The sequence below is a fragment of the Streptomyces sp. NPDC053069 genome, assembly GCF_044546895.1.
GTDB lineage: Bacteria > Actinomycetota > Actinomycetes > Streptomycetales > Streptomycetaceae > Streptomyces.
In genome coordinates this window covers 582,965-605,510 of the sequence record NZ_JBITZN010000001.1, presented here as the reverse complement: position 1 = coordinate 605,510, position 22,546 = coordinate 582,965, and the positions used below count along the sequence as shown (strand labels likewise).

Sequence of the window (22,546 nt, the reverse complement as noted above, 5' to 3'; positions counted from 1 at the left end):
TTCCATGGCCAGCATCGAGGATCTGCCGATCCGCGCCGAGCTGAAGGGCCTGACCGCCTACGGCGCTCCACGGATCGACGTCCCCGTCCGGCTCCACACCAATGAGAACCCCTACCCCCTGCCCGACGGGCTGGTGGACGAGATCCTGGCCGGACTCGGTCCCGTGCTGCGCGGCCTGAACCGCTACCCGGACCGCGACGCCGTGGCCCTGCGCACCGCGCTCGCCAAGCACGTCGAAGCCGGTACCGGCTTACCGCTGAGTGAGCGCGGGATATGGGCCGCCAACGGCTCCAACGAGGTCATCCAGCAGCTCCTGCAGGCGTTCGGCGGCCCCGGGCGGACCGCCCTGGGTTTCGAGCCCTCGTACGCGGTCCACCGCGAGATCGCGCGCAGCACTGGCACCGGCTGGATCTCCGTCCCCCGGGCCGAGGACTTCACCGTCTCGGTGGACGCCTCCCGCGCGGCCATCGCCGAGCACCGGCCGGACGTCGTGTTCCTCACCGCGCCCAACAACCCGACCGGCAACGGGCTTTCGCCCGACACCGTGAGCGCGCTGTACGACGCGGCACAGGCCGCCGGGCCCGCCCTGGTGATCCTCGACGAGGCGTATGTCGACTTCCAGCGCACGCCCTCCGCGCTGCCCCTGATCGAGGACCGGCCGCTGCTCGTCGTGGTGCGCACCCTGTCCAAGGGACTGGGCCTCGCCGGGCTGCGCCTGGGCTACCTGGTCGGCACGGCGGCGATCGTGGACGCCGTCCAGCTCGTCCGTCTGCCCTACCACCTGTCCGCGCCGGCGCAGGCCATCGCGCTGACCGTGCTGGAGCACGCCCCGGCCCTGCTGGCCAACGTCGGGCGCATCACCGCCGAACGGGACCGGATGGTCCGGGCGCTGGTGGCCGCCGGCTACGAAGTGACCGCGTCCGAGGCGAACTTCGTCCAGTTCGGCCGGTTCCGGGACAGCCACCGGGCCTGGCGGGAGATCACCGCACGGGGTGCCCTCGTCCGCGACAGTGGGGTGCCCTCCTGGCTGCGGGTGTCCGTGGGAACGCCGGAGGAGAACGACGTGTTCCTCGCGGCGGTGCGCGAGAGGTTGCCGTAGTGCCCACTCACCTGCCGCTCTTCTTCGTGACGACATGGCTGCTGGCGATGCTCCCGGGCGCCGGACAGGCGCTGATGACCCGTCAGACCCTGGAGGGCGGGATGAGCCTCGCCCGGCCCACCATCGTCGGCAACGCGCTGGGCCTGGTCATCTGGGCCCTGTCCGCGGCCGCGGGACTGTCCACCCTGCTGCTGGCCCACCCGGGTGTCTACACCGCCATCCGCGTCGCGGGCGGCGTCATGCTCGTCGCCCTCGGGATCAACACGATCCGCGCGTTCCGCTCCACCGCCCCGCCGGCCGACCGGGCCGGTCGGCGCGACCGGCGCTGGAGCGCCTTCGGCAATGGGCTGGCGACCCAGCTCGGCAATCCGAAGTCCGGTGTCTTCGCAGTCTCGGTGCTGCCCCAGTTCGTCACCGCCCACGGCCCCGTCTTCATGTCGATGGCGCTGCTGGGCACGCTGTGGGGGGCGGTCAACGCCAGCTGGTACCTGCTGTTCACCTGGGGCGTCAGCCGCGGCCGGGCGCTGGTGGCCCGGCCGGCCGTACAGCGCGGGCTGCGCCTGGTCACCGGGCTGGTGCTGGTCCTGCTCGGCGTCGGCGTCGCGTTCGAGGGCTGACGACCCGCGCCGGCCCGGGCGGTTCCGGTGTCGTACGTCTGGGCGGTCTCCGGCGGTTCCGGCGTCGTACGCCCGGGGCGGCTCCGGCGGCGCTTCGTCTGCCTCCCGAGGGGTCCGGTCCGACGGCCCGCCCGGAGCCCGCCAGGTCCGCAGAGTTTTGAAACATGTTTTACGCGACGCGTGCAACTGTGGACCGTGCTCTCGCTGTCTGACAGGAGAGTCGGGCCCCTCAGGGGCGAAGAGCGAGAGAGCGGGGCAGGTCGTGGGACGGCGCAAGGGCGGCATAGGGATCGCACTCGTCACCGGTGCGATGCTGGTGGGCGCGAGTGCCTGCGGTGGGGGTGGCAGTGACAAGGCGGGCGGGGACGACGCGAAGGCTTCGGGCAAGCCGAGTGTGAGCGCCTCCCCGTCACCGACGAAGCCCGCCGGTCCGCCGATGCTGCTGGAGACGATCACCCCGCAGTCGGGAACCACGGTCGGCGTGGCCATGCCGATCTCGGTGGTCTTCACCAACCCGGTGGCGGCAAAGGCACGGGCCACCGTGGAGAAGCACATGAAGGTGAGCGCCTCGAAGCCGGTGGTCGGCGCCTGGCACTGGTTCGGCGACAAGCGCGCCGACTGGCGGCCGAAGACGTACTGGCCTTCCGGTACGAAGGTGAAGATCGACGCCGACATGAACGGCGTCAGCAACGGCAACGGACGCTACGGCGTGCGCAACTACACGCACACCTTCACGATCGGCGACGACGTGCGCGCGGATGTCTCGGTGACCGGCCACACCATGAAGGTCTCCCGGAACGGCAAGCCGGTACGCACTCTGTCGATCAATGCGGGCAGCGCCCAGTATCCGACGTGGAACGGCACGATGGCCGTCATCGACAAGCAGGAGAAGGTCCACATGACCTCCTGCAGCGTCGGCATCAGCTGCGACAAGGGCAGCCCCAACTACTACGACCTGACGCTGCCCTGGGACGTCCACCTGACCCAGTCCGGCACCTATGTGCACTACTCGACCGGCGACCCCAACCCGGGCAGCGGCAGCGCCCGCGGCTCGCACGGCTGCGTCCACCTGTCCATGTCGGACGCCAAGTGGTTCTACGGCCAGATCAAGCAGGGCGACCCCGTCACCATCACCGGCTCGCCCCGTGCCAAGGCCTCGGCCGACAACGGCTACGCCGCCTTCAACCTGGGCTGGGACCAGTGGCTCGCGGGCAGCGCGTCCGGGGAGGGCACGACCTCGACGCTGTGAGGCAAGCCCCGGGCTCCGCGGTGGAAGCGGGCGAGGCCGGGCCGGGCTCCCAGCCCCGCCCGGCCGCCTTCGTGCCTCACAGGTGGAGGCCTTGGCGTCCAGGCACGTCGAGGCAATCCGCACAGGCAGGCCCGGCTGTCGTTCGTCAGCTGAGCGGCGCGATCACGGGAGGCCCGGGCGGCGCGCCCCGTGTTAGCGTTGCGCGTTTGCGGCGTCGCTGTGTCGGTGCTCCGTTCGGTGTCTCTGGCTGGTGGCCGCGTCCCTGCCGCGCCTTCCCCGGTACGGTCCCTTCGGAGGAAGGCTCTCTGTGAGCGAATCAGCATGTGCCGATGCCCGGCAGCAGAACGATGTGTCCGAGGCGTCGGGCGCCGCTTCGGCAGTGCCCACGGCGGCGTCCTTCGCACAGCTGGGGTTGCCGGCCGAGGTTCTGCGGGCGCTCGATGAGCACGGTGTGACTGTGCCCTTCCCCATCCAGGCGGCGGCGCTGCCGAACGCGCTCGCGGGACGGGACGTCCTGGGCCGGGGCCGCACCGGATCCGGCAAGACGCTCGCCTTCGGCCTGGGGATGCTCGCTCGGACGGCCGGGCAGCGCGCGCAGCCGAAAGAGCCGCTGGCGCTCGTTCTGGTGCCCACCAGGGAGCTGGCACAGCAGGTCGGTGAGGCGCTCACCCCGTACGCCGAGGCGCTGCGGCTGCGGCTCGCGACCGTGGTGGGCGGAGTGTCCATCGGACGGCAGGCCGCCGTGCTGCGGGATGGCGCCGAGATCGTCGTCGCCACGCCCGGTCGGCTGCACGACCTCGTCGGGCGCAAGGGCTGCCGGCTGGGGCGGGTGCGCATCACGGTCCTGGACGAGGCCGACCAGATGTGTGACATGGGATTCCTGCCGCAGGTCACCGAGATCCTGGACCAGGTGCGTCCCGACGGGCAGCGGATGCTGTTCTCCGCCACCCTCGACCGCGACGTCGACCAGCTGGTGCAGCGCTACCTGCGCGACCCCGCCGTCCACTCCGTGGACCCTTCGTCCAGCGCGGTCTCCGCGATCGAGCACCACGTCTTCGTCGTGCACGGCCCGGACCGGTACGCCGTGACCACGGAGATCGCCGCTCGGGACGGCCGCGTCCTGCTGTTCCTGGACACCAAGCACGGCGTCGACCAGCTCACGCGGCATCTGCGGGCCAGCGGCGTGGCCGCCGCCGCCCTGCACAGCGGAAAGTCCCAGCCGCAGCGCACCCGGACCCTGGCCCAGTTCAAGAACGGGCAGGTCACCGCGCTGGTAGCGACGAACGTCGCCGCACGGGGCCTGCACGTCGACGACCTCGACCTCGTGGTCAACGTCGACCCGGCCACCGACCCGAAGGACTATCTGCACCGCGCCGGCCGCACGGCCCGGGCCGGCCGCTCCGGCACCGTCGTGACACTCGCCCTGTCGGGACAGCGCCGCGAGACGAGCCAGGTCATGGCGGACGCCGACGTCGCCCCCAAGGTCACTAAAGTGCGGTCCGGCGAGGCGGAACTGAGCCGGATCACCGGCGCCAGGGCCCCCTCCGGGAATCCTCTCGACGGCGGGCCGGCCGTACCACGCCCCAAGAACCACAACACCCCCTTCCGCGGCCTGGGCAGCACCAAGGACGCGAAGGGCGGCTCCGGCGGCAGGTCCTCCCGAAAGAGCAGCGAGGCCCGCAAGCTCGCGGAGGCCCGCAAGTCGGCCCGGGTACGGCGGGGCGGCTGAGACCGCTTCTCCCGAGGCGGTCGCGTCGCTGCCCCGGCCGGACGGCTACAGAGGAAGCACACTGGCGAAGTGGGCGTGGCGTCGTCATCCGCGACGGTGGCAGTCGAGCACCGGACAGCCGCCGGATGCCAAGGACGTGCTTGCGAGACTGGTGAGGCAACAGCGGCAGGAGGATGCGACGCTCAGGCAGGTATGCGACTCAGCTCCGCCCGCTGTGGTCCGGTCCGACTGTCTCGACCGGCGTGAGCGACCACCGCGAGCTTACTCCCACGCCGTCGAGACGTCCTGGCAGAAGAGGTACGTCTGGCGTTTCGCCTCGCTTGCGTGAGCACCTCCCCCCCCAGCGGTCAGAACCGCGGATCCGCGCGCCGCTCCGGGTGGAGGTACGCCTCGAACCGCTCCACCTGGAACCGGACCAACTGGTTCTGTCCGTCGGCCCACGCGGGACCGCGCCCGTCGCGCACACCGTCCAGCAGATCACCCAGGAGGCGCTGCAGGGACGAGTCACGGGCCTCGGGCGTGTGCTTGACGCCCTCCTGCGCCAGCCGGGAGAGATCCTGGGGGCGGTTGGTGACGACGGCCAGGAAGGTGCCCGGTCGTGGGGAACCTTCGGGCAGGCCGTCCGGCCAGAAGAGGGTGATGCCGGCCAGTTCGTGCGTCCGCGGGTGCCGGTAGAGCTCGTAGCACTCGCCGGGACCGACGCCGACCCCGGACCGTTCGCTGGTGGTCAGCAACGAGATCGCGCCGCGCAGACCGATGTCGAAGACGGAGACGAATCTACGGGCCGTTCCCCGGTTGCGGATTCGGACGACCACCTGGTCGCCGCGGAAGAGATGCTCGCCGGAACGCTCCAGCGGCCGTTCGGAGCCGTCGGGCAGGAGCCGTGTGTAACCGAAGTCGAGTCCGCCGTCGAGCGCTGCCGGCCCTGTGCCGGAGACCAGCTCCCGCACCTGTGCGGCCCTCGCGAAACGCCGCAGGTCGGCGCCGGTCAGTTCGAGTGCCTCCGCAGTACGGGCCCGGGGAGGGTCCACCAGCGGCTCGCCCACCCCGTCCAGCAGTCCGATGCCGTCCTCGGACAGGACGACGGTGGCCATCACGGGCTCCCGCGCCCCCACGACCCGTACGCGCGCCGAGCTCATGAGGGCCCGGGCCGTGCGTTCGCGGTCCGGATGATCCGCCGGTACGACGGCGACCGCCCTGCGCCCAAGGGACACCCGCAGGGGATGGGCCTCGGTCCCCTCGGGCAGCGGAGGAAACGCCGGGGCACCGGCCACCGGCCGCAGCCGGGCCCGGCCGTCGGTGACGCGCTCCACCACCGCCGTCGCGAGCGCTGCGCGGGCCTCTCCGTCAGGCCCCACCAGGGCGTAGACGTCGCCCTCCTCGATCGCGAAGAGCTCTGCGGCGTCGATGAACACTCCGTCTCCCGCGGTCAGTACGGGCAGGACGCCGCTGCCCGACGTCTCGCGCACGTCGAACAGGAAGCGGTCCGCCGGACCCTCCACGTCTGGGCGCTGGAAGGGTTCGAGATGAGCGACGGCGGGACGCAGTTGCTCGATCAGCTGACGCCAGGTCAGGCGTGAGCTGCCGGGGCGGCGGAGCAGCCGGGCCAGCGAGGCCGTGAGCACCCCATGGCGTCCGAGGCCGGGCACGTCGGTCTCGGACGCGCTCTGGTCCGGGGCGCAGGCCACGAGCCGGACGGCCAGGGGGTTGGCGTCCACGGCAGGGACACCGACCCCGCAAAACGCGGCACGTTCCGCCTCCCAGGCTCCACGCACTTCTTCCCAGGGCGTCTCTTCCGGCCGTGGGTGCGCCTTGGGCAGGGACCGGCCGCGGGCCATGCGTCCCGAGAAGCAGCAGTCGAGGACGGTCGTGACGTTCGCCGTACGCCGGGTCAGCTGCTCCTGATACCGGCTCAGCGAGGCGGCCAGCAGGCCGCGGAACCCTGTGCCCCCAAGGTCCTGGGGGCACAGGTAGGGGAGCCAGGCCGGTACGGAAGGGTCGTCCGCAGGCGCCGGGTTGCGGGCGCGGCCGCCGTGCCCGGAGTAGTAGACCAGGGCGGCGTCCCCGGGCCGGCTGTCGGTGATCAGCTTCCGGTACGCGTCCTCGATGCCATGGCGCGTCGCCCGTTCGCCGGTGAGCAGGGTGGTCTCGAACCCGAAGGGGGTGAGCACGCCGTCCATGAGCTCCACGTCGGCGTCCACACCTGTGAGGCCCTCGGTCTGGCACCCGATCAGCAATGCCCTTTTGTGCATGTCCGTCCTCTCCGGGTCGGTCGGTCCGCCCGTCAGCCGCCGATGTGGACGAACGGTGCCCAGTGGTAGGGCAGGTCGTCCCGGTCCTCCGCCCGTGCGAAGGGCGGCACCTGGCCGTCCCTCGCCCAGGGTGCCGCCGTCGCAGTGCCCTCCTGTGCCCGCAGCGCCTCGTAGGCGGCGTGCCGGCCCGCCGCGCCTTGATCGCGCACCCAGCGCTGGGCGGCGGCAAGGGCCTCGGCCACCCCCCGGCCCTCGGCCAGTCGCATGTACAGCGCGACCATGGTCAGGCAGCCCGCTTCGTCGTCCACCGGCCACAGCGAGACGACGACGTGCCGGGCGCCCGCCGTCACCGCGGCCCGGGTCAGGCCCACGACGTCACCGCCGATCGTGGCGGTGCCGCGCCCTGTGTGGCACGCCGACAGCACCACCAGGGCCTCGGTCAGGTCGAGTCCCATCAAGTCGCCGACGGCCAGTTGGTCGTGACCGGCCAGGACGACACGGCCGAGGTCGGGGCCGCGCTCGTCCACCAGACCGTGCGTCGCGAAGTGGAGCACCGAGGCGCCCGCCGCCCTGGCGGCCACGTTCCGCGCCGTCGCCCCCGCCCCCGTCAACGGAGGACCCGTTCCGAGTATGCGCGCGACGGCGGCCACCTCCGTCGCCGTGCCCGGCAACCGGGCCAGCCCCCGGTCCGGGGCGTATGCGGGGTCGCCGACGAGCAGCGCCGGGGCGCCGGGCGGGGGCCGCTCGCCGGCCCTGGGCAGGGTCAGCAGCGCGGCCGACGGCAGGTACGAGACCGTCCGGGACACACCGAGTGGCCGGCCGCGGTGGGGCAGCACGTGGAACGGCAGCAGGGACAGGGCTCCATGGGGGACGACGTACAGCCGCCGACCGGCGTCGACCGCGGCGGCAACGGGCCCGAGGAGCCGCTCCGCGAGGGCCGCCGCCCCCACCCGGTCCACGCCACCGGTGGCGCACGCGGTGTGGAACGCACGTACGTCACAGGCGAGATCCCGTGCGTGGACGGGGAGTTCCCGGTGGTGGACCCGGTCCCGCTCGACGGACCAGACGAGCAGCTCCTGGTCGAACGACTCGTACATGAGCAGGGCCGCGTCGGCGGGCAGAGCCGCCCGCACCTCTTCCAGCAGCGCGCCCCGCTCCTCCTGGTGCCGCATGAGCAGCGCGGGCGCGTGGCGGCCCACCTCGGACTCCGCCGCGTCAAGCGCGTCCTCCGCGCCGAGTACCCGCGGGCGCAGGTCGGAACCGGTGCGGCCGGCCACGGGCTCCGTGGTGAGCGCCGCGCCCGTCAGCTCCTGGTACGCCGCCGCCCATCGGGAGCCGGCCCGCAGCCAGCCGCGCGCGGCCTCCCGAGCGGGCCCGGGAGCCAGCCCGACCAGGGAGCGCAGGGTGTCGACCGCGAAACCGCGGCAGCGGTCGGACAGTTCGAAGGAGGCGGCGAGCGCGGCACCGTCCGAGTGCTCCGACGCCAGGGCGAGATGGGCGCGGACGGCCGTGTGGAACATCCCGGCCACATCGACGTGATCGGTGGCCGCGCTGCGCAACGGGTCCCGGACCAGCTGGGCGGCGTGCCGCTCGAACAGGCCGAGGGCCGTGTCGGAGAGCCGGGCCGCTTCGCGGTGCCGGCCCAGGGCCATCGCGAGTTCCGCCCGGCGGGCCGGGTCCGCCCACGGCCGGTCCGGCGGGCCGGCCCAGCCGACCCGGTCGAGCTCGGCCAGCGCCCGGTCCGCGGTGGCCGGGTCGGCCAGCCGGAGGAACAGGGAAACCGCGTGGTCGGGGTGCAGATCACCACGGCGGAACAGGTCGAGTGCGACCTCGTGGGCCTCCTCCCGGCAGTCGAGCAGGTATCGCAGGAGGCACCGCAGCAAGTCGTTCCCCTCCCGCTCAGCCGCCGCGAGCGCCAGGGCGAAGTGCCGGCGGGCCTCGTCGCGGTACCCGGCGGCCAGCGCCCGCTGCCCCTCGTGGTAGGGGAGCATCAGGGCCGCTTCGCGGGCGGCGGCACGCACCATGGCGATGATCCGCGTGCCCATCGGCGAAACGTCGGTGACGCGCGCCGACAGCCGGCACAGTTCCTCCAGCCGCGCCGCGTCGACGACGGCCAAGTCGGCGTCTCCCAGGGCCTGGGCGGTGTTGTCGAAGGTGATCGCCAGGCTCGCGGCGCGCCCGAAGGCGAGTTCGGCGACGGGCCCGTCGCCGAGCCCGGCGATCGCCTCCGCGGTGTCGGCGGCCAGCAACACGGCCGATGCCCGGCGGACGTTGAGCCGGTCCGCGAGCTCGACGTGGGCCCGTTCGACGAGTTCGCGTTCCGCCGCCGCGTCCAGCGACACGGACAGGCGACGCGCCAGCCGCAGACAGCGCAGCGCCGGCAGGGCCGCACCCCGGTCCCGCCAGGTGCGGGAGCGCACGACGAGCAGCCGGACCAGACCGCGGGCGAAGCTGCCGCTCCCGTCGGTCCGGGACCAGCGGGACAGCTCGTCGAGCGCGTCGGCCGGGACGTCCTCGCCGCGACCGATCCGGTCGACGGCCCAGTGCGCCTCCACGAGCCGCGCGAGCGCTCCGGCACCCGACTCCCGCGCAGCGCGCCCGGCCGCGTCCAGGAACGCCGCACACGTCGTGAAGTCGTCGGCACGACGGGCCAGATGCGCCCGCCGCAGTGCGATGGCGGCGCGCCCACCGCCGGAGCCGACCCGGCTGAACAGGGCGTCGGCACGGGCGTAGTGTGCGCGCGCCGATTCGGTATCGGGCGGGACGAGGCAAGGGAGGTCCATGTCCAGGCGCAGGCCGAGCAGTTCGGGCCGGGACATGGGCTCCAGCGCCATGTCGCCTTCAAGGGTGGCCAGCCGCGCGAGGGCCGCCGGCTCGGCGCCCGCGAGGGACCGGGCGGTCGTCAGGGCCGCCGCCGTCTCGTCCACGAGCCCGGCACGGTGGGCCACGTCCGCCGCGGCGATCCACAGATGGGCGCGTATCGACGGCGACGCGAGCGTGGCCAGTTGGGCATCCCGCGCCGTGAGCTGGTCCAGCGCCCTCCGAGCCGAGAGGACGTCCTGGGCGGCCCGGGAGTTGTCAGCGACGGCCCGGGCGCTCCGGATGTCGGGTATCAGTCGGGCGGCGACCAGGAAGAGGAGGACGGCGTCGGGGTCGGCCACCGGACGGGGCACCGGGCGGGCGGCGCGGTCGATGTCCTCCTCGGACATCACCGCCCCGCCGTCGCCCGGGAACCAGTTGAGGTCCTGGGCGAGCGCGGCGACGCGGAGCGCGTTCGCCACGTCGTGGACGGCCGTGCGCGGGGCGGCGGTGGCCGGTCCCGCGCCGGAGCCCAGGGCCCTCAGCGCGTGTTTCGGTTCGCCTGCGGCGAGCGCGGCTGCCGCCTCGGCCAGGGGGCGTTCCGCCGGCGGGACGCCGCCGGGCGGGGTGGTGCCGTGCCCGGCGAGGAGAAGGGACAGCAGAAGGTCACGGGTCACCACCACCACGCGGGGGCCTCCTCATCGGGGTATCGGCGGCAGGGAGAGGGTCAGGACGGCCCGCCGGCGTGCGGGGGAGCCGGGTATCCGGATGTGGAAGTCGTCCCACTCCACCGCCCGGTCGGTGTCCGCCAGCGGCGGCGCCGCCCGGCCGGTCAGCCGGTGCGCGGTGGACGGCCGTCCGTTCGCCGCGTGGAAGCGCACCGTCAGGTCGACCCTGGTCCGCAGGTCCGCGAGCTTCATGAGTTCGCCGAGGCCGTCCGCCGCCTCGTCGAGCGCCTTGTCCGGGCGCATCTGGGTGGCGCTGTGGACCGCCGAGAGGAGCTTGCCCACTCCGCCGAGGACCGGGCCGGCGCCGGGCAGACACGAATGGACCACGACCTCCAGAACCCCCGACAGTCCGGCCGCGGCCGGGCAGTCCTGCCGCGCCGCGAACTCCGCCCGCCCGGTACCCTCCTCCGGTGGCGGACGGTGCCAGTCCACGGTGAACACACAGGAGACGCCGTCCTCCGGGAGCCGAATCACCAGGCACCGCGACCCGGCCGGGCCGTCTCCCGCCCCCTCGTCTAGAACAGGTCCCAGAGGTTCCAGGTCCCCACGGCGTGGCCCGCCGCTCCCACGGCCGCCGCCAGTACGATCGCCCCCAGCGCGATCAGTGCCTTCTGCCCGGTGCTCCTGCTCCGCCAGAACCCGAGAGGCGTCCCGCGCACCGGCCCGGCCTCCACCAGGCCCCGGACTTTTCCCGGAATCGCCACCGGCCCCGGACCGAAGTCCTGCTTCGCGTGGACGACGAGCGCCGCCACCCGGCCGTCCGGGCCGGCGTCCGGTACATCCCCCGCCTCTGTGGCCAGGTTCAGGAGCAGGGCACGGCCCCGAGTGCCGGAGAGCAACTCCCCGACGCGTACGGCGAAGCACTCCCGCGACAGGCCGTCCCGCACCGTGTTGATCCAGGACGGGGGCCCGGAGCGAGGCGTCCCGTGGCCGGGATCGCCGTCTCCGGTCCTCTCACTGCCCGCCGGCCCGGCCGGTTCGGCCAGGGCCTCCTCCAGGCGCCGCCGGGTCTCGTCCACCGCGGCGGCGTCGCGCAGCTCCAGCAACCGGTCGACGTCGTCGGCCGGGAAGTGGCGGTCGAGACACCCGGCCACCGCGCCCGCGGGCCGCCGGGCGGCGATGTCCTCCAGCCATTGGGTGGCGAACCGGGCGACCCGCGGGGCCGCTTCGTCCGCCGGGCCGCCGGACAGCACCAGAGTGAAGCGCAGGGGCGTGCCCACCGCGTCCGTCCGCTCCGAGCGGATGCCGCTGAAGTAGGCTCGCCAGCCGCGGGCGTCCGACTCGACGAGGAGTGTCGGGTACTCGAAGTCGGCGACGCGCGAATAGGACCGCCACCATGCGACGGGGGGCGCGGCGCCGAGGAAGCCGTAGTCCCGATCCCGGTCCCGGCCGCGGGACATCACATATCCGTCCATCGATTCCCTTCCCCGGAGGGCCGTCGTCGCGTGGGCTTTGGCGTCGTGGGGTGCCGCGTGGGCTCTCGCACGGGCTGTTGTGTGGGCTGACGCACCGGCTAGAGCCTCCTGACACGGTCGCTGTACGTGCGCCTCGCCAATGCGTCGACGGCCTCGGCGAGGAGGAGGGCCCGCCTCCGGCTGATCTCGGCGAGCCGTGATTTGTCGTCCGCGTCCTCCCGCCGGGCGGCCATCGTGCCGTTGGCCCACAGCCAGATGCTGCGGAGGAAGCCTTCCGGCTGCCGGGCGAGCGCCTCGGCACGGAGCGCCAGGTCCTGCCGTCGGATGACTTCTTCCTGCTCCGTCTCCCGGCGGGCGGAGGTGAGCAGCCGGCATATGGCGATCAGCACGTCCTCCGCGCCGCGCACCGAAATCCTGGCCGGTTTGCGGATGCTGAACCTGGCTTCGAACGAGAGTCCGCCCGGCCCCTTGGGCGCGGGTTCCCACTCGGCGCTGCGCAGCTCCACACAGCCCAGGGTGTCCACGGGGCAGTACAAGATCTTCGCGTTGGGGTCGTTGGCTCGTATGACGTCCAGGACGTTCCCGTACACCTGCTGCACCGTCTCGAGCAGCACATGGCCGGCCGCGACGGTTCCGCCGTTGTCGGCGAAGTAGCTCTCGCACTTGACCGGCACCAGGATCGCCAGTGCGGGTTCGTCCGGCCGCATCAGCCGTTCCGTGGCCCAGGCCTCGGCGACGGACTGCACCTCGGCGGTGTTGAGTGTGGCGGGGAGCGCCCGCCGGTGCCGAGGGGTGGACGCCTCCATCAGCACGGTCGCGTCGATCGGGATGAGCAGCACGCTGCTCTCCGCCATGAACTCACGGCACTTCTGCCACTCTTCCTCCTGCTCAGGCGGGCGGTTGGCTGCCTTCAGCCAACCGCCGGGGAAGTCGAGCAGGGTCAGCCGGAGGCCGGCACCCGATGCCCCGGTCTCCAGCGCCAGGTCGAAGCGGGTCGCTTCCTGGGTCCCGGCCAGTGCGACATGGTCGAAGTGCCCGGCGAGTACGGCACCGTCCAGATCGTCGCGCCGGTTCGTGATGCGGATCTCGGTGTCCGTGGTCCGCGGCCTGAGCGTCACCTTGGTCCCGCCGAGGAAGCGAGAGCTGTCGGCCAGGATGGACGCGATGAGTGAGGTCTTGCCGACCCGGCTGGGACCCAGTACGCCGATCTTGAACTCAGGTGCCGGGTGGTCGGTCGGGCTCATGCCGCCGCTCCTTCCAGTGTCTTCTGGACGGTCCGGCACGCCGACTCCACCGCGGCGAAGCGGGCGTGACCCGAGTCCAGCCCCTCGTAGACGCCCGGCCACAGCTCGTTGCGGTAGCTCCGGGCGAAGCGGCGCAGGTCGCGCTCGGCATCGGCCGAGCGGATCAGTAGGTCGTCGAAGTGCTCCAGCGCCGACAGCAGCACCGTGGCCGGCGTCATCGACTCGCGCAGCAGGGCCTGCCGCGTCCGGTGGGCGGCTTGCTCGGCCCGCTCGGTAAGGAACTCGTACAACGCCCCCGCTCCGGCCGGACTGATCTCGACCACGATCTGCGACTGCGGCATGCCGGTCAGGGGGTCCCGCTGTTGTGGACGGAGCCGCTCCAACTCGCGGTGGACCCTGGGGTGGAGCTGGCTGCGGTAGTCCAGCCGCAGGTCCAGCAGCCCCTGTACGGCCTCCTCCAGCGTGGGGCAGGGCTCCGCCGCGGCCCTGGCGAATCCGGCGAGGGCACGCAGCCCCGCTTCGTCCGGCCGCTCCGCGAGCAACGTCCCCGTGTGCCCGGCCAGCAGGGCGGTCACCTTGGTCCAGAGCCAGGCGACCCGGCGGTCGAAGTAGGTGTCGACCCGGGAGAAGTGGCGGCCGGTCTCCACCCGGATCCGGTGCAGCTCGTCGGCCACGAGCCCGCCGCTGGAGAGCTCCACGCGCATGACGCGCAGTGCCTCCTCGCACCAGGCGGCCCGCGCCGCCTCCGGGTCACCGTCCTGCCCGCCCGTACCCAGGCCGAGCGTCAGCCAGGAGCGCAGCTGGCGGTGGGCGGTCTCCACGGCGGTCTCGTAGTCGGGGTCCTGGTCCTCCGCGTACGCGTACGTGCGCAGCTCGTCCAGCAGCACCGACAGATCGACGGCCAGGGACCGCCGGAGTTCCTGGACCCGGGCTTCGAGGTCCTCGGCCGGTGCCGCGCTGCGCGACCGGGCCTGGGTCAGCGCCTGCCGCACCTCGGCCAGCACGGCCCTGACCCGCTGCGCGGCCGCCTGCTCGGCCCGGCGCGTCCCGTCGAGGATGTCGTCGTCCATGACCGGCAGCGTGCGGGCGAGCCGGTCCAGCATGGGACCCAGCAGCTGCGCGCCCACCGCCTCGGGATCCTTCGCGTTCGTCTCGCGGACCGTGTACCAGCGGCCGTCCTGGCCGCCGTTGACCTCACGTTTGATGTGGTTCCGCAGGGCGGGAGCGCTGCTGTGGTCCTCGGGGGTGCCGACGTTCAGCAGCAGCTCGACGAAGTCCCCCCGCTGCCGGATGAAGCCGCGCACTTCGTCCAGCAGGCTGAGCGCCTTGGCGTCCTCCTTGCCCCAGTACCCCATGCCTTCCACCGGCCGTTTCACCATCACGACCAGGTCCACTTCATGGCGCAGCCCGGCGACGTGGTGCTTCTCCGACTGGGCCTCGTTCTCCCCGAGGCCCGGCAGGTCCACGATTCCCAGGCTCGCCACATCGGCGTGCGGGAACGAGCAGTCGATCCGGACGTCGCGCACGGCGAGGTACGGGCGGGGGCAGGCGTCCCCCGATTCCACCTGCTTGTCGGTGGGGTAGGCGACATAGGGGCGGAGCTCATCCAAGTCGAGGACGCGCTCGCCGCCGGTGAGGTCGGCCTCGTACGACCACAGGGCCTGCTGCATCTGCCGCAGTCGCACCAGCAGGGCCACGGGTTCCGAGTCCGCCGAATCCTCCGGCTCCGGGTAGCGCCAGCCCCGGAACTCCTCCAGGGACGCCGGCGTGGCCGGCAGGCCGATCTGGGCGTGGTACGGGTGTACCACCTCGGTCAGGAAGGATTCCGGCCCGTGGAAGCGGAGCACCGCCCGTTCGGGCCCGCGCGTGTGGAAGATCCGGCTGCGGACCGCGGTGACCGGCAGCCCCGAACCGGTGGGGATCTGGATGTCCGACAGCCCGGATATGGATTGGAGCAGGGTGCTCTTGCCCACCCGGGCGCGGCCGCTGACCCCGATGTTCACGGTATCCCGGGCGAAGCGGGACGCCGCGGCGCGCAACAGCTCGTGCAGTTCGGCGATCGCGGCCTGGGCCGGCGGGAGGGACGGTGCCGACAGCTGGGCCCTGACCTCGTCGGAGAGATCCGGGTGGGCGGCCAGCATCCGCAGGGACCGGCCCAGTTCGGCCAGTCCCGCGCTGACCGCGCTCCATCGTTGAGCGGCAGCGTCGACTTGCGCCAGCCGTTCCTTGCGTGCGGTGAGCAGAGCAGCCAGACGTACGGCGGTGTTTCCCATGAACGCTTCCCCCGAGGCGTGACGCAGTGGGCGGCCAGCCTAGGGCTCGGAGTACGGGCAGGGGCAGTCGGCGCATGGCAGGCAATGAACTATCCGTTGCGCGATGACCTGCTGTGCGCCGGGGGCGCACAACGTCTTCGACCTCCCCGACGGGCTGACAAAAGCGTGCGTGGACCGCAGAGAGGCAGGTTCGCGAAGACTCCGAACGCGTGGGCGCCGATTGCGCGGATCGGCCGGAATCAGTGCCGTGGACACGAAGCGTGGGCCGCTGCCGTCGGACCTGGGGCGCGGCCGGCCTGGCATGTCTCGCGGGAAACAGCGCTGACGGTCGGCCTGGGGATGGCCGGTCTGGTGGTCGCGGACGACGACGGTACATACGGAGCGACCAGCGAGCCACTGTGTGGGTCGCTGGTCGCCGGGCTGCCCCTCACGCTGGTCGGCGACACCCTGAGTCTGTGGGCGGTCGGCCCACACGGCCGCGCACCGTCCAGCACGTCCGTCTCACCGGTGCCGCAGGTGCCATCCGCCCCGCCGGAAGTGGTTCCACAGGGACGTCGTTCGGTCCGCGGCTGGTCCGAAACTGATTGCACTTGGAGTCCAGACAGCGGCGCGAGGTATCAGGCTCTAGAAGAACCCAAGTTTCTTCGGGCTGTATGAAACCAGAATGTTCTTCGTCTGCTGGTAGTGATCCAGCATCATCTTGTGTGTCTCGCGGCCGATCCCGGACTGCTTGTAGCCGCCGAACGCCGCGTGCGCCGGATACGCGTGATAGCAGTTGGTCCACACGCGGCCCGCCTGGATCGCGCGGCCGGCGCGGTAGGCGGTGGTGGCGTCCCGGGTCCAGACGCCCGCGCCGAGGCCGTAAAGCGTGTCATTGGCGATCTTGATGGCGTCGTCGAAGTCGTCGAAGGAGGTCACCGAGACGACCGGGCCGAAGATCTCCTCCTGGAAGATCCGCATGCGGTTGTCGCCCTCGAAGATGGTCGGCTGGACGTAGTAGCCGCCCTTCAGCTCGCCGTCGTACTCGATGCGCTCGCCGCCGGTGAGCACCTTCGCGCCCTCCTGTCGGCCGATGTCCAGGTAGGAGAGGATCTTCTCCAACTGGTCGTTGGAGGCCTGGGCGCCGATCATCGTGTCGGTGTCGAGCGGGTGACCCGGCTTGATCAGCCGCGTGCGCTCGACCGCCGCCTCGAGGAACTCCGTGTAGTGGCCGCGCTGGATCAGCGCCCGGGACGGGCAGGTGCAGACCTCGCCCTGGTTGAGCGCGAACATGGTGAAGCCCTCAAGAGCCTTGTCGCGGAAGTCGTCCTCGTGCGCCCACACGTCGTCGAAGAAGATATTGGGCGACTTGCCGCCGAGCTCCAGGGTGACGGGCTTGATGTTCTCGGAGGCGTACTGCATGATCAGCCGCCCCGTCGTGGTCTCCCCAGTGAACGCCACCTTCGCCACGCGCGGGCTGGACGCCAGTGGCTTGCCCGCCTCCACCCCGAACCCGTTGACGATGTTCAGTACGCCGGGCGGCAGCAGGTCCGCGATCAGGCCGACCCAGTAGTGGATGGAGGCCGGGGTCTGCTCGGCCGGCTTGAGGACGACCGCGTTGCCCGCGGCGAGCGCCGGCGCGAGCTTCCACGCCGCCATCAGGATCGGGAAGTTCCACGGGATGATCTGCGCGACGACCCCGAGCGGCTCGTGGAAGTGGTACGCCACCGTGTCGTCGTCGATCTCGCCGAGCGAGCCCTCCTGCGCCCGGATCGCCCCCGCGAAGTAACGGAAGTGGTCGATCGCCAGCGGGATGTCGGCCGCCAGCGTCTCCCGCACCGGCTTGCCGTTCTCCCAGCTCTCGGCGACCGCGAGCGCTTCGAGGCTGGCCTGCATACGGTCGGCGATCTTCAGCAGGATGTCGGAACGCTCCGCCACCGGGGTACGGCCCCACCCCGGCGCGGCCTCGTGCGCTGCGTCCAGCGCCCGCTCGACGTCCTCCGCCGTGCCGCGCGCGACCTCGGTGAACGGCTGTCCGTTGACCGGCGACGGATTCTCGAAGTACTGCCCGCGCAGCGGCGGCACATACGCGCCGCCGATGAAGTGGTCGTAGCGCGCCTGGTAGGAGACGATCGCGCCTTCGGTGCCCGGCGCCGCGTAACGAGTCATGCTGGTCTGCCTCCCGCTGCAGCGCTGCCCGCCGTTGGGCAGCTCTCGGCGCGAGGCTAGGCGGGCGGACGTTGCAACTACGTTGCACCGCGCGTCCCGCCCGGTGCCCGGCCGGCCGGTGCCGTCAGCTCGGCCTCCAGTGTGGCGAGCCGGGCCCGCACGGGCGCCGTGGGCCGCACCGCGGCGAGCGCCCGCCACACCTCCAGGTCGTCCTCGCCCCAGGGCGCGCGCACCCAGTCCGCCAGCAGGTCCGGGTCGCGGTGCGCGATCAGCGCCGACCGCAGCCCGTCGGCGAGACGGTCCCGCAGCCGTACGATCGCCGGGGCCTGTGAAGCGGGCAGCAGCGGACCGGTGTACGCCTCCGCCGCCGCGGTGACCGCCCCCGCCTCCAGCCACCGCTCCACCGCGGTGACGTCCGACTCGACCGCGGCCGTGAGCCGGTACGGCCGCGAGCCGAGCAGGCCGGCGCCCAACAGCCTGCGCAGGCGGGTGAGTTCGGCACGCAGGGTCACGGGGGTCACCGACTCGTCCGCGTACAGCGCGCACAGCAGCTCGTCACCGGTCAGGCCCTCGGGGTGCCGGGCGAGCAGCACGAGGATCTCGCTGTGCCGGCGGCTGAGCCGGACCCGTCGGCCGTTCAGGACGAGTTCGGCCTCGTCCCGGCCCAGCGCGCCGAGCAGCGGCGTGTCCGCGGTGCTCGGCGGCGGCGCGAGCAGCGCGAGTTGCGCCTCCGCGGCCCGCGCCACCGCCTGCACGAAGCCCAGGCTGTGCGGATGCGCCAGCCCGTCCCCGCCGGTGATGTCCACCGCGCCCAGGACCCGGCCGGTGCGCGGATCGTGCACCGGAGCCGCCGCGCAGGTCCACGGCTGGACCCGACGTATGAAGTGCTCCGCGGCGAACACCTGCACCGGCCGGTCCACGGCGACGGCGGTCCCCGGCGCGTTGGTGCCGACCGCACTCTCCGACCAGCGCGCGCCCGGGACGAAGTTCATCCCGTCCGCCCGGCGCCGGGTCGCCCGGTGCCCCTCGACCCACAGCAGCCTGCCCTGCGCGTCGCACACCGCCAGCAGATGCTCACCGTCGGCGGCGAACGTACCCATCAGCTCCCGGAACAGCGGCATCACCCTGGCCAGCGGGTGCTCCGCCCGGTACGCGCCGAGGTCGGCGTCGGTCAGCTCCACGCCGGCGGTGGCGTCCGGTGCCACACCGGCCCGCGCGCTGCGCCGCCACGACTCCGCCACGACCGACCGCACCGGGCTCGGCACCGTGCCTACCGTGGTGAACGTCTCGTGCGCCCTGCGCAGCACACGGACCCGCTCGGTGGGGTCGGCCCCCGGATCCAGGGCCACCCACGGATCGGTCAACTCTGCCTCCCGCACGGCGAATCGGCGATGTCGGTCCTGATGCCGCTCCTTGCGTCCATCGTCTTCCGGCTAGGAGAAGTTGACCAGTCTCAGGTAGCGGACCCAGTCCCAGCCGGGGCCCGGGTCGGTGTGATCGGTGCCGGGCACCTGGTAGTGGCCGATGATGTGCTGCCTGTCCTTCGGGATGCCGTACTTGGTGCAGATCGCCGCCGTGAGCTTCGCCGACTGCTCGTAGAGGGCGTTGGTGAAGTAGGCCGGCTGGTCCACCCACCCTTCGTGTTCGATGCCGATGCTGCGGGTGTTGTAGTCCCAGCTTCCCGCGTGCCAGGCGATGTCGGCCTCGTGCACGCACTGGGCGATGTGCCCGTCCGCCGAGCGGACCAGATAGTGCGCGGACACCTTCTTCTGCGGATTTCCGAAGATCGTCAGCGTGTTGGCGTACGTCTCCTGTGTGACGTGGATGATCACACGGTCGATGGCGTAGTCGCCCGGGCGGTCGGACGCGGTGTAGTTGGAGACGCTCGCCGGATGCCATTCGGCGAGCGGGTAGTCGACGGCCTCGGGCTGCGCACCGGCGCGTGGGTCGGGGAGCAGTGTGTAGGGGACGGCGGCGAGCGCCACGCCTTTCAGCAGCCGGCGTCTGCTCAGGCGTGGCTGTGCCGGTCTCGCTGGTGGTGCCGGATCTCTCGGCTGTGCGGTGCCGGCCGGGTCCATGTCCATCGGCGGTGCCTTTCAAGGTGGGGGGAGTCGGAGCCGTAGGAGCGTCAGGTTTCAGAGAGGGGGGATCGAGGGGGACGAGAGGGGGGCGAGAGGGGGACTCAGGGTGGGGGAATGCGCGCCCACGGGGACGTCGTCGGCGTCAACCGCGCAGTGCCCGGGCGGTCTCCCGCAGCCGGTGGTGCACGCCGCGGTACGTCTCGCGCGCCGGCAGCCATTCCTTGCGGAGCTTGGCCACGCACGTGTAGTTCGTGTCGCACACGTTGGCCAACGGCGATTCCACTGCCTGAGTGGCGAATTGGTACGCGTCCGGCGCACTGAACCCGTAGTCGCGCACCAGCCACTGCACCAGGTCCAGCTGCGATATCCGGAACGCGTCCTCCAGCGGTCGCGCCGAGCCGGTCGAGATGATGTGGGTGTCCGACTCCAGCCGGGGCCATGGGGTGGCGACGTCCTTGAGGAGCTCCACGACCACCACGGTGTTCATCGCGCACTCCACGGCCACGCCGCAGGTCTCGCCCTCGCCCTGCCGGGCGTGTCCGTCGCCGACGCTGAGCAGGCCGCCCTCGACGTTGACGCCCAGGTAGCAGGTGACACCGGCCCGCATCTCGGGGGTGTCCATGTTCCCGCCGTGGGCGTCCGGGACCAGGGCGGAGCGCACCTCCAGATTGGCCGGCGCCACGCCCACCGTGCCGTGCATGGGATCGAGGGGCAGCTCGACCTCGATGTCGCTGTCCTGCGCCTGGAACAGGGCGGTGCGCCGCGTGCGGTCCAGCTGCCAGATCCAGACGCGCTCCGGCAACGGGGGCTGCAGCGTGGCCGTGGTGTGGGTCGAGGTGAGCGCGCCGAAGAGCGGGACCGTCGTCGACGCCGCCCAGTCGCGGGCCGGTTCGATCGACACGAAGTGCACGGCCACGGTGTCGCCTGGCTCGGCACCCTCGATGTGGAAAGGGCCGGTCTGCGGATTGAGGTACGGGAACTCGCAGACCTCGGAGACGAGGTCCTTCTCCGAGCGTACCCGCCCGGCGAAACAGTCCTCCGTGTACAGGTCGAGCACTGTGCCGGGCGCGATCCGCGCCACCGGCGGAGCACCGCCGAACGTCCAGGCGTAGGCGTCCGGTTCCGGACGCACGGTGAGGATCCGGGGGTCGGTCATCGTGGAGGTGGTCCCTTCTGACGTGGGCGGTCGTGGGACGGGGGTGGGCACCGGTGCGTTGTGGTGCGGCGGGTGCGGGGCGTGACGGGACGTCAGCGGAGCACGGTCCCGTCCTGCCGGTCGCCGGCCGGGTCGTACACGTCGAGGTGCACCCGCGCGGTCTCGGCTATGCGCTCGGGATGACGCCGCATCAGCAGGATCAGCACCACGACACCCGCCGCCATCCAGATCCCGACGACCGGGCCCGCATACGAGACCGGGGCGGTCAGTTCAGTGACGAAGTCGAAGACCGGGAGGCCTGCGGCCGTCAGCAGGGCGGGTATGAAGGCCGCGATGCCCAGCACCGGGAACAGCAGGTGCCGTACCGGCCTCAGGCCCGCCCGGCCGGCCCGCAGGAAGTAGCCGGCGCAGGCGAGGTTCACCACGATGTAGACGCTGACGACGACCGTGACGATCACCGTGGCGAGCAGCAGGAACCCGGTCACGGGGGTGTAGCCGAAACCGAGTCCCAGCACCGCCCCGACCGCCACCAGCGTTTGCAGCGCCATACCGGCCACGGGGGAGCGGTGCCGGGGGTGGAGCGTGGCGAGCAGGCGGGGCAGGACCCGGATCCGGGCCAGGGCGAAGGCCGTACGGGTCGAGACGTTGGCGCACGCGTTGGCATTGGCGATCGTGGAGTTGATCACCGCCAGGAACACCAGGACCCAGAAGAGCCCGAAGGAGGCGCGGGCGACGCCGTCCCAGGAGGCCGAGCCCGAGGCGCCGAACGTCGCGAAGCGGTCCGGGCCGAAGTAGACGGTCATCGCATAGGTCGTGACGACGTAGAACAGACCGATCCCGAGGGCCGCCCCGAGGACCGCGCGGTGCATCGTCCGCCGGGGGTCGCGGGTCTCCTCGGCGAGCGGCGCCGCCGCCTCGAACCCCGCGAACGCCAGCACCGTGTACACGGATCCGGCGAACACGCCACCGAGCCCTGCGTAACCATCGGCAGTGTGTGAGGTGCCGAAGACCGACAGGGTGTTGGCGCTGCCCGCCATGCCGATGAGCAGGGCCGCGAACACCAGGAAGACCAGGACCTCGAAGATGCCGAGGACGGTGCCGAACCGGGCCGAGGCGCGGACGCCGAGGTAACCGGCGACGGCGATCACGCCGGTCCCCGCCAGGGACCACGGCCACCACAGATCCGCCGGATACGAGGACCACTCCTCGTGCAGTGTGCCCGCCGCCGTGAAGCCCAGCTGCAGCAGGAGCAACGGGGGGACCAGCATCTCCACGAAGACGTAACCCCAGCCGACGAGAAACCCGACGGCCGGGTGCAGTCCCCGCGCCGCGTAGGTGGCCACCGAGCCCGCGGCGGGCAGCTCCCGGGCCAGCTCGGCCACGCAGGACGCGGTGAACAGACAGGCCACCAGGGCGATCAGGACCGCCAGCGGCAGGCTGCCGCCGGCGAAGGCGGCACCGGCCGGAATCGACGCGGCCACTGCGGCGGCCGGTGCCATCGCCGTGACGCTCTGGAACAGCACCTCGCGCAACCCGACGGCGTCGCGCCGCAGCGCCCCGGTCGTCTTCTCGTGCATGTGTGTCCCCCGATGCGTGTCAGCCCACTGCCACCAGATGTGTGTGAAATACCGTCGATCGCTCGGCAGCCGCAGACGTTGACGATCCGTCGGCCGAGTGCCTCGCGTGAATCACGGTACGGCGCAGGCGGGTTGGGCAGAAGAGTGCGCGCCGGTTCCGTGGAGAAGCCCCCACTTGT

Annotated in this window: 15 protein-coding genes; 4 read left to right on the top strand and 11 right to left on the bottom strand. The window is 72.2% G+C overall.

Annotation, left to right across the window (positions count from 1 at the left end; genetic code table 11):
- Positions 1–4: 4 nt before the first annotated feature.
- The 4 genes from ACIGXP_RS02655 (at position 5) to ACIGXP_RS02640 (ending at position 4,694) form a co-directional block, all read left to right on the top strand.
- Positions 5–1,099 carry a histidinol-phosphate transaminase gene (locus ACIGXP_RS02655; RefSeq protein WP_399763142.1) on the top strand — a complete coding sequence of 365 codons (1,095 nt, stop codon included), beginning with the start codon at positions 5–7 and terminating at the stop codon, positions 1,097–1,099.
- A complete protein-coding gene (locus ACIGXP_RS02650; RefSeq protein WP_363218650.1) occupies positions 1,099–1,716 on the top strand; it encodes a LysE family translocator in 618 nt (205 codons plus the stop codon). Before ACIGXP_RS02655 ends, ACIGXP_RS02650 begins: the two co-directional genes overlap by 1 nt.
- Positions 1,717–1,978: 262 nt before the next feature.
- Positions 1,979–2,965 carry an Ig-like domain-containing protein gene (locus ACIGXP_RS02645; protein WP_399763140.1) on the top strand — a complete coding sequence of 329 codons (987 nt, stop codon included), beginning with the start codon at positions 1,979–1,981 and terminating at the stop codon, positions 2,963–2,965.
- A gap of 349 nt (positions 2,966–3,314) precedes the next feature.
- Positions 3,315–4,694, top strand: coding sequence for a DEAD/DEAH box helicase (locus ACIGXP_RS02640; RefSeq protein ID WP_399763552.1), 1,380 nt, complete (start codon positions 3,315–3,317; stop codon positions 4,692–4,694).
- Between the two features lie 347 nt (positions 4,695–5,041).
- Here ACIGXP_RS02640 and ACIGXP_RS02635 read toward each other — a convergent pair whose 3' ends face one another.
- From ACIGXP_RS02635 to ACIGXP_RS02585, 11 genes are all read right to left on the bottom strand, one after another.
- Complete coding sequence (locus ACIGXP_RS02635) at positions 5,042–6,946, bottom strand: caspase family protein (RefSeq protein WP_399763138.1); 1,905 nt, start codon at positions 6,944–6,946, stop codon at positions 5,042–5,044.
- 32 nt (positions 6,947–6,978) lie between these two features.
- Positions 6,979–10,431 carry a CHAT domain-containing protein gene (locus ACIGXP_RS02630; protein ID WP_399763136.1) on the bottom strand — a complete coding sequence of 1,151 codons (3,453 nt, stop codon included), beginning with the start codon at positions 10,429–10,431 and terminating at the stop codon, positions 6,979–6,981.
- Positions 10,432–10,443: 12 nt separating this feature from the next.
- The gene (locus tag ACIGXP_RS02625) at positions 10,444–10,947 is read right to left on the bottom strand and encodes a hypothetical protein (RefSeq protein WP_399763134.1); all 504 of its coding nucleotides are present in this window, start codon (positions 10,945–10,947) and stop codon (positions 10,444–10,446) included.
- A 41-nt stretch (positions 10,948–10,988) separates the two neighbouring features.
- Positions 10,989–11,888 (bottom strand): hypothetical protein, encoded by a 900-nt coding sequence (locus tag ACIGXP_RS02620; RefSeq protein WP_399763132.1) that lies wholly within the window; start codon positions 11,886–11,888, stop codon positions 10,989–10,991.
- A 98-nt stretch (positions 11,889–11,986) separates the two neighbouring features.
- Positions 11,987–13,132, bottom strand: coding sequence for a hypothetical protein (locus ACIGXP_RS02615; protein WP_399763130.1), 1,146 nt, complete (start codon positions 13,130–13,132; stop codon positions 11,987–11,989).
- Positions 13,129–15,405, bottom strand: coding sequence for a hypothetical protein (locus tag ACIGXP_RS02610; RefSeq protein ID WP_399763129.1), 2,277 nt, complete (start codon positions 15,403–15,405; stop codon positions 13,129–13,131). The genes ACIGXP_RS02615 and ACIGXP_RS02610 overlap by 4 nt, the downstream gene beginning before the upstream one ends.
- Positions 15,406–16,029: 624 nt before the next feature.
- Entirely contained in the window at positions 16,030–17,553 is a 1,524-nt protein-coding gene (gene adh / locus ACIGXP_RS02605) for an aldehyde dehydrogenase (protein ID WP_399763127.1), read from the bottom strand.
- Between the two features lie 77 nt (positions 17,554–17,630).
- Entirely contained in the window at positions 17,631–18,917 is a 1,287-nt protein-coding gene (locus ACIGXP_RS02600; protein WP_399763125.1) for a GAF domain-containing protein, read from the bottom strand.
- Between the two features lie 69 nt (positions 18,918–18,986).
- On the bottom strand, positions 18,987–19,631 hold the full coding sequence (locus tag ACIGXP_RS02595; RefSeq protein ID WP_399763550.1) for an N-acetylmuramoyl-L-alanine amidase: 645 nt from the start codon (positions 19,629–19,631) through the stop codon (positions 18,987–18,989).
- 145 nt (positions 19,632–19,776) lie between these two features.
- Positions 19,777–20,790, bottom strand: coding sequence for an acetamidase/formamidase family protein (locus ACIGXP_RS02590; RefSeq protein ID WP_399763123.1), 1,014 nt, complete (start codon positions 20,788–20,790; stop codon positions 19,777–19,779).
- Positions 20,791–20,882: 92 nt separating this feature from the next.
- Positions 20,883–22,367: an APC family permease gene (locus ACIGXP_RS02585; RefSeq protein WP_399763121.1), complete on the bottom strand. Its 1,485-nt coding sequence runs from the start codon at positions 22,365–22,367 to the stop codon at positions 20,883–20,885.
- Between the last annotated feature and the right edge of the window lie 179 nt (positions 22,368–22,546).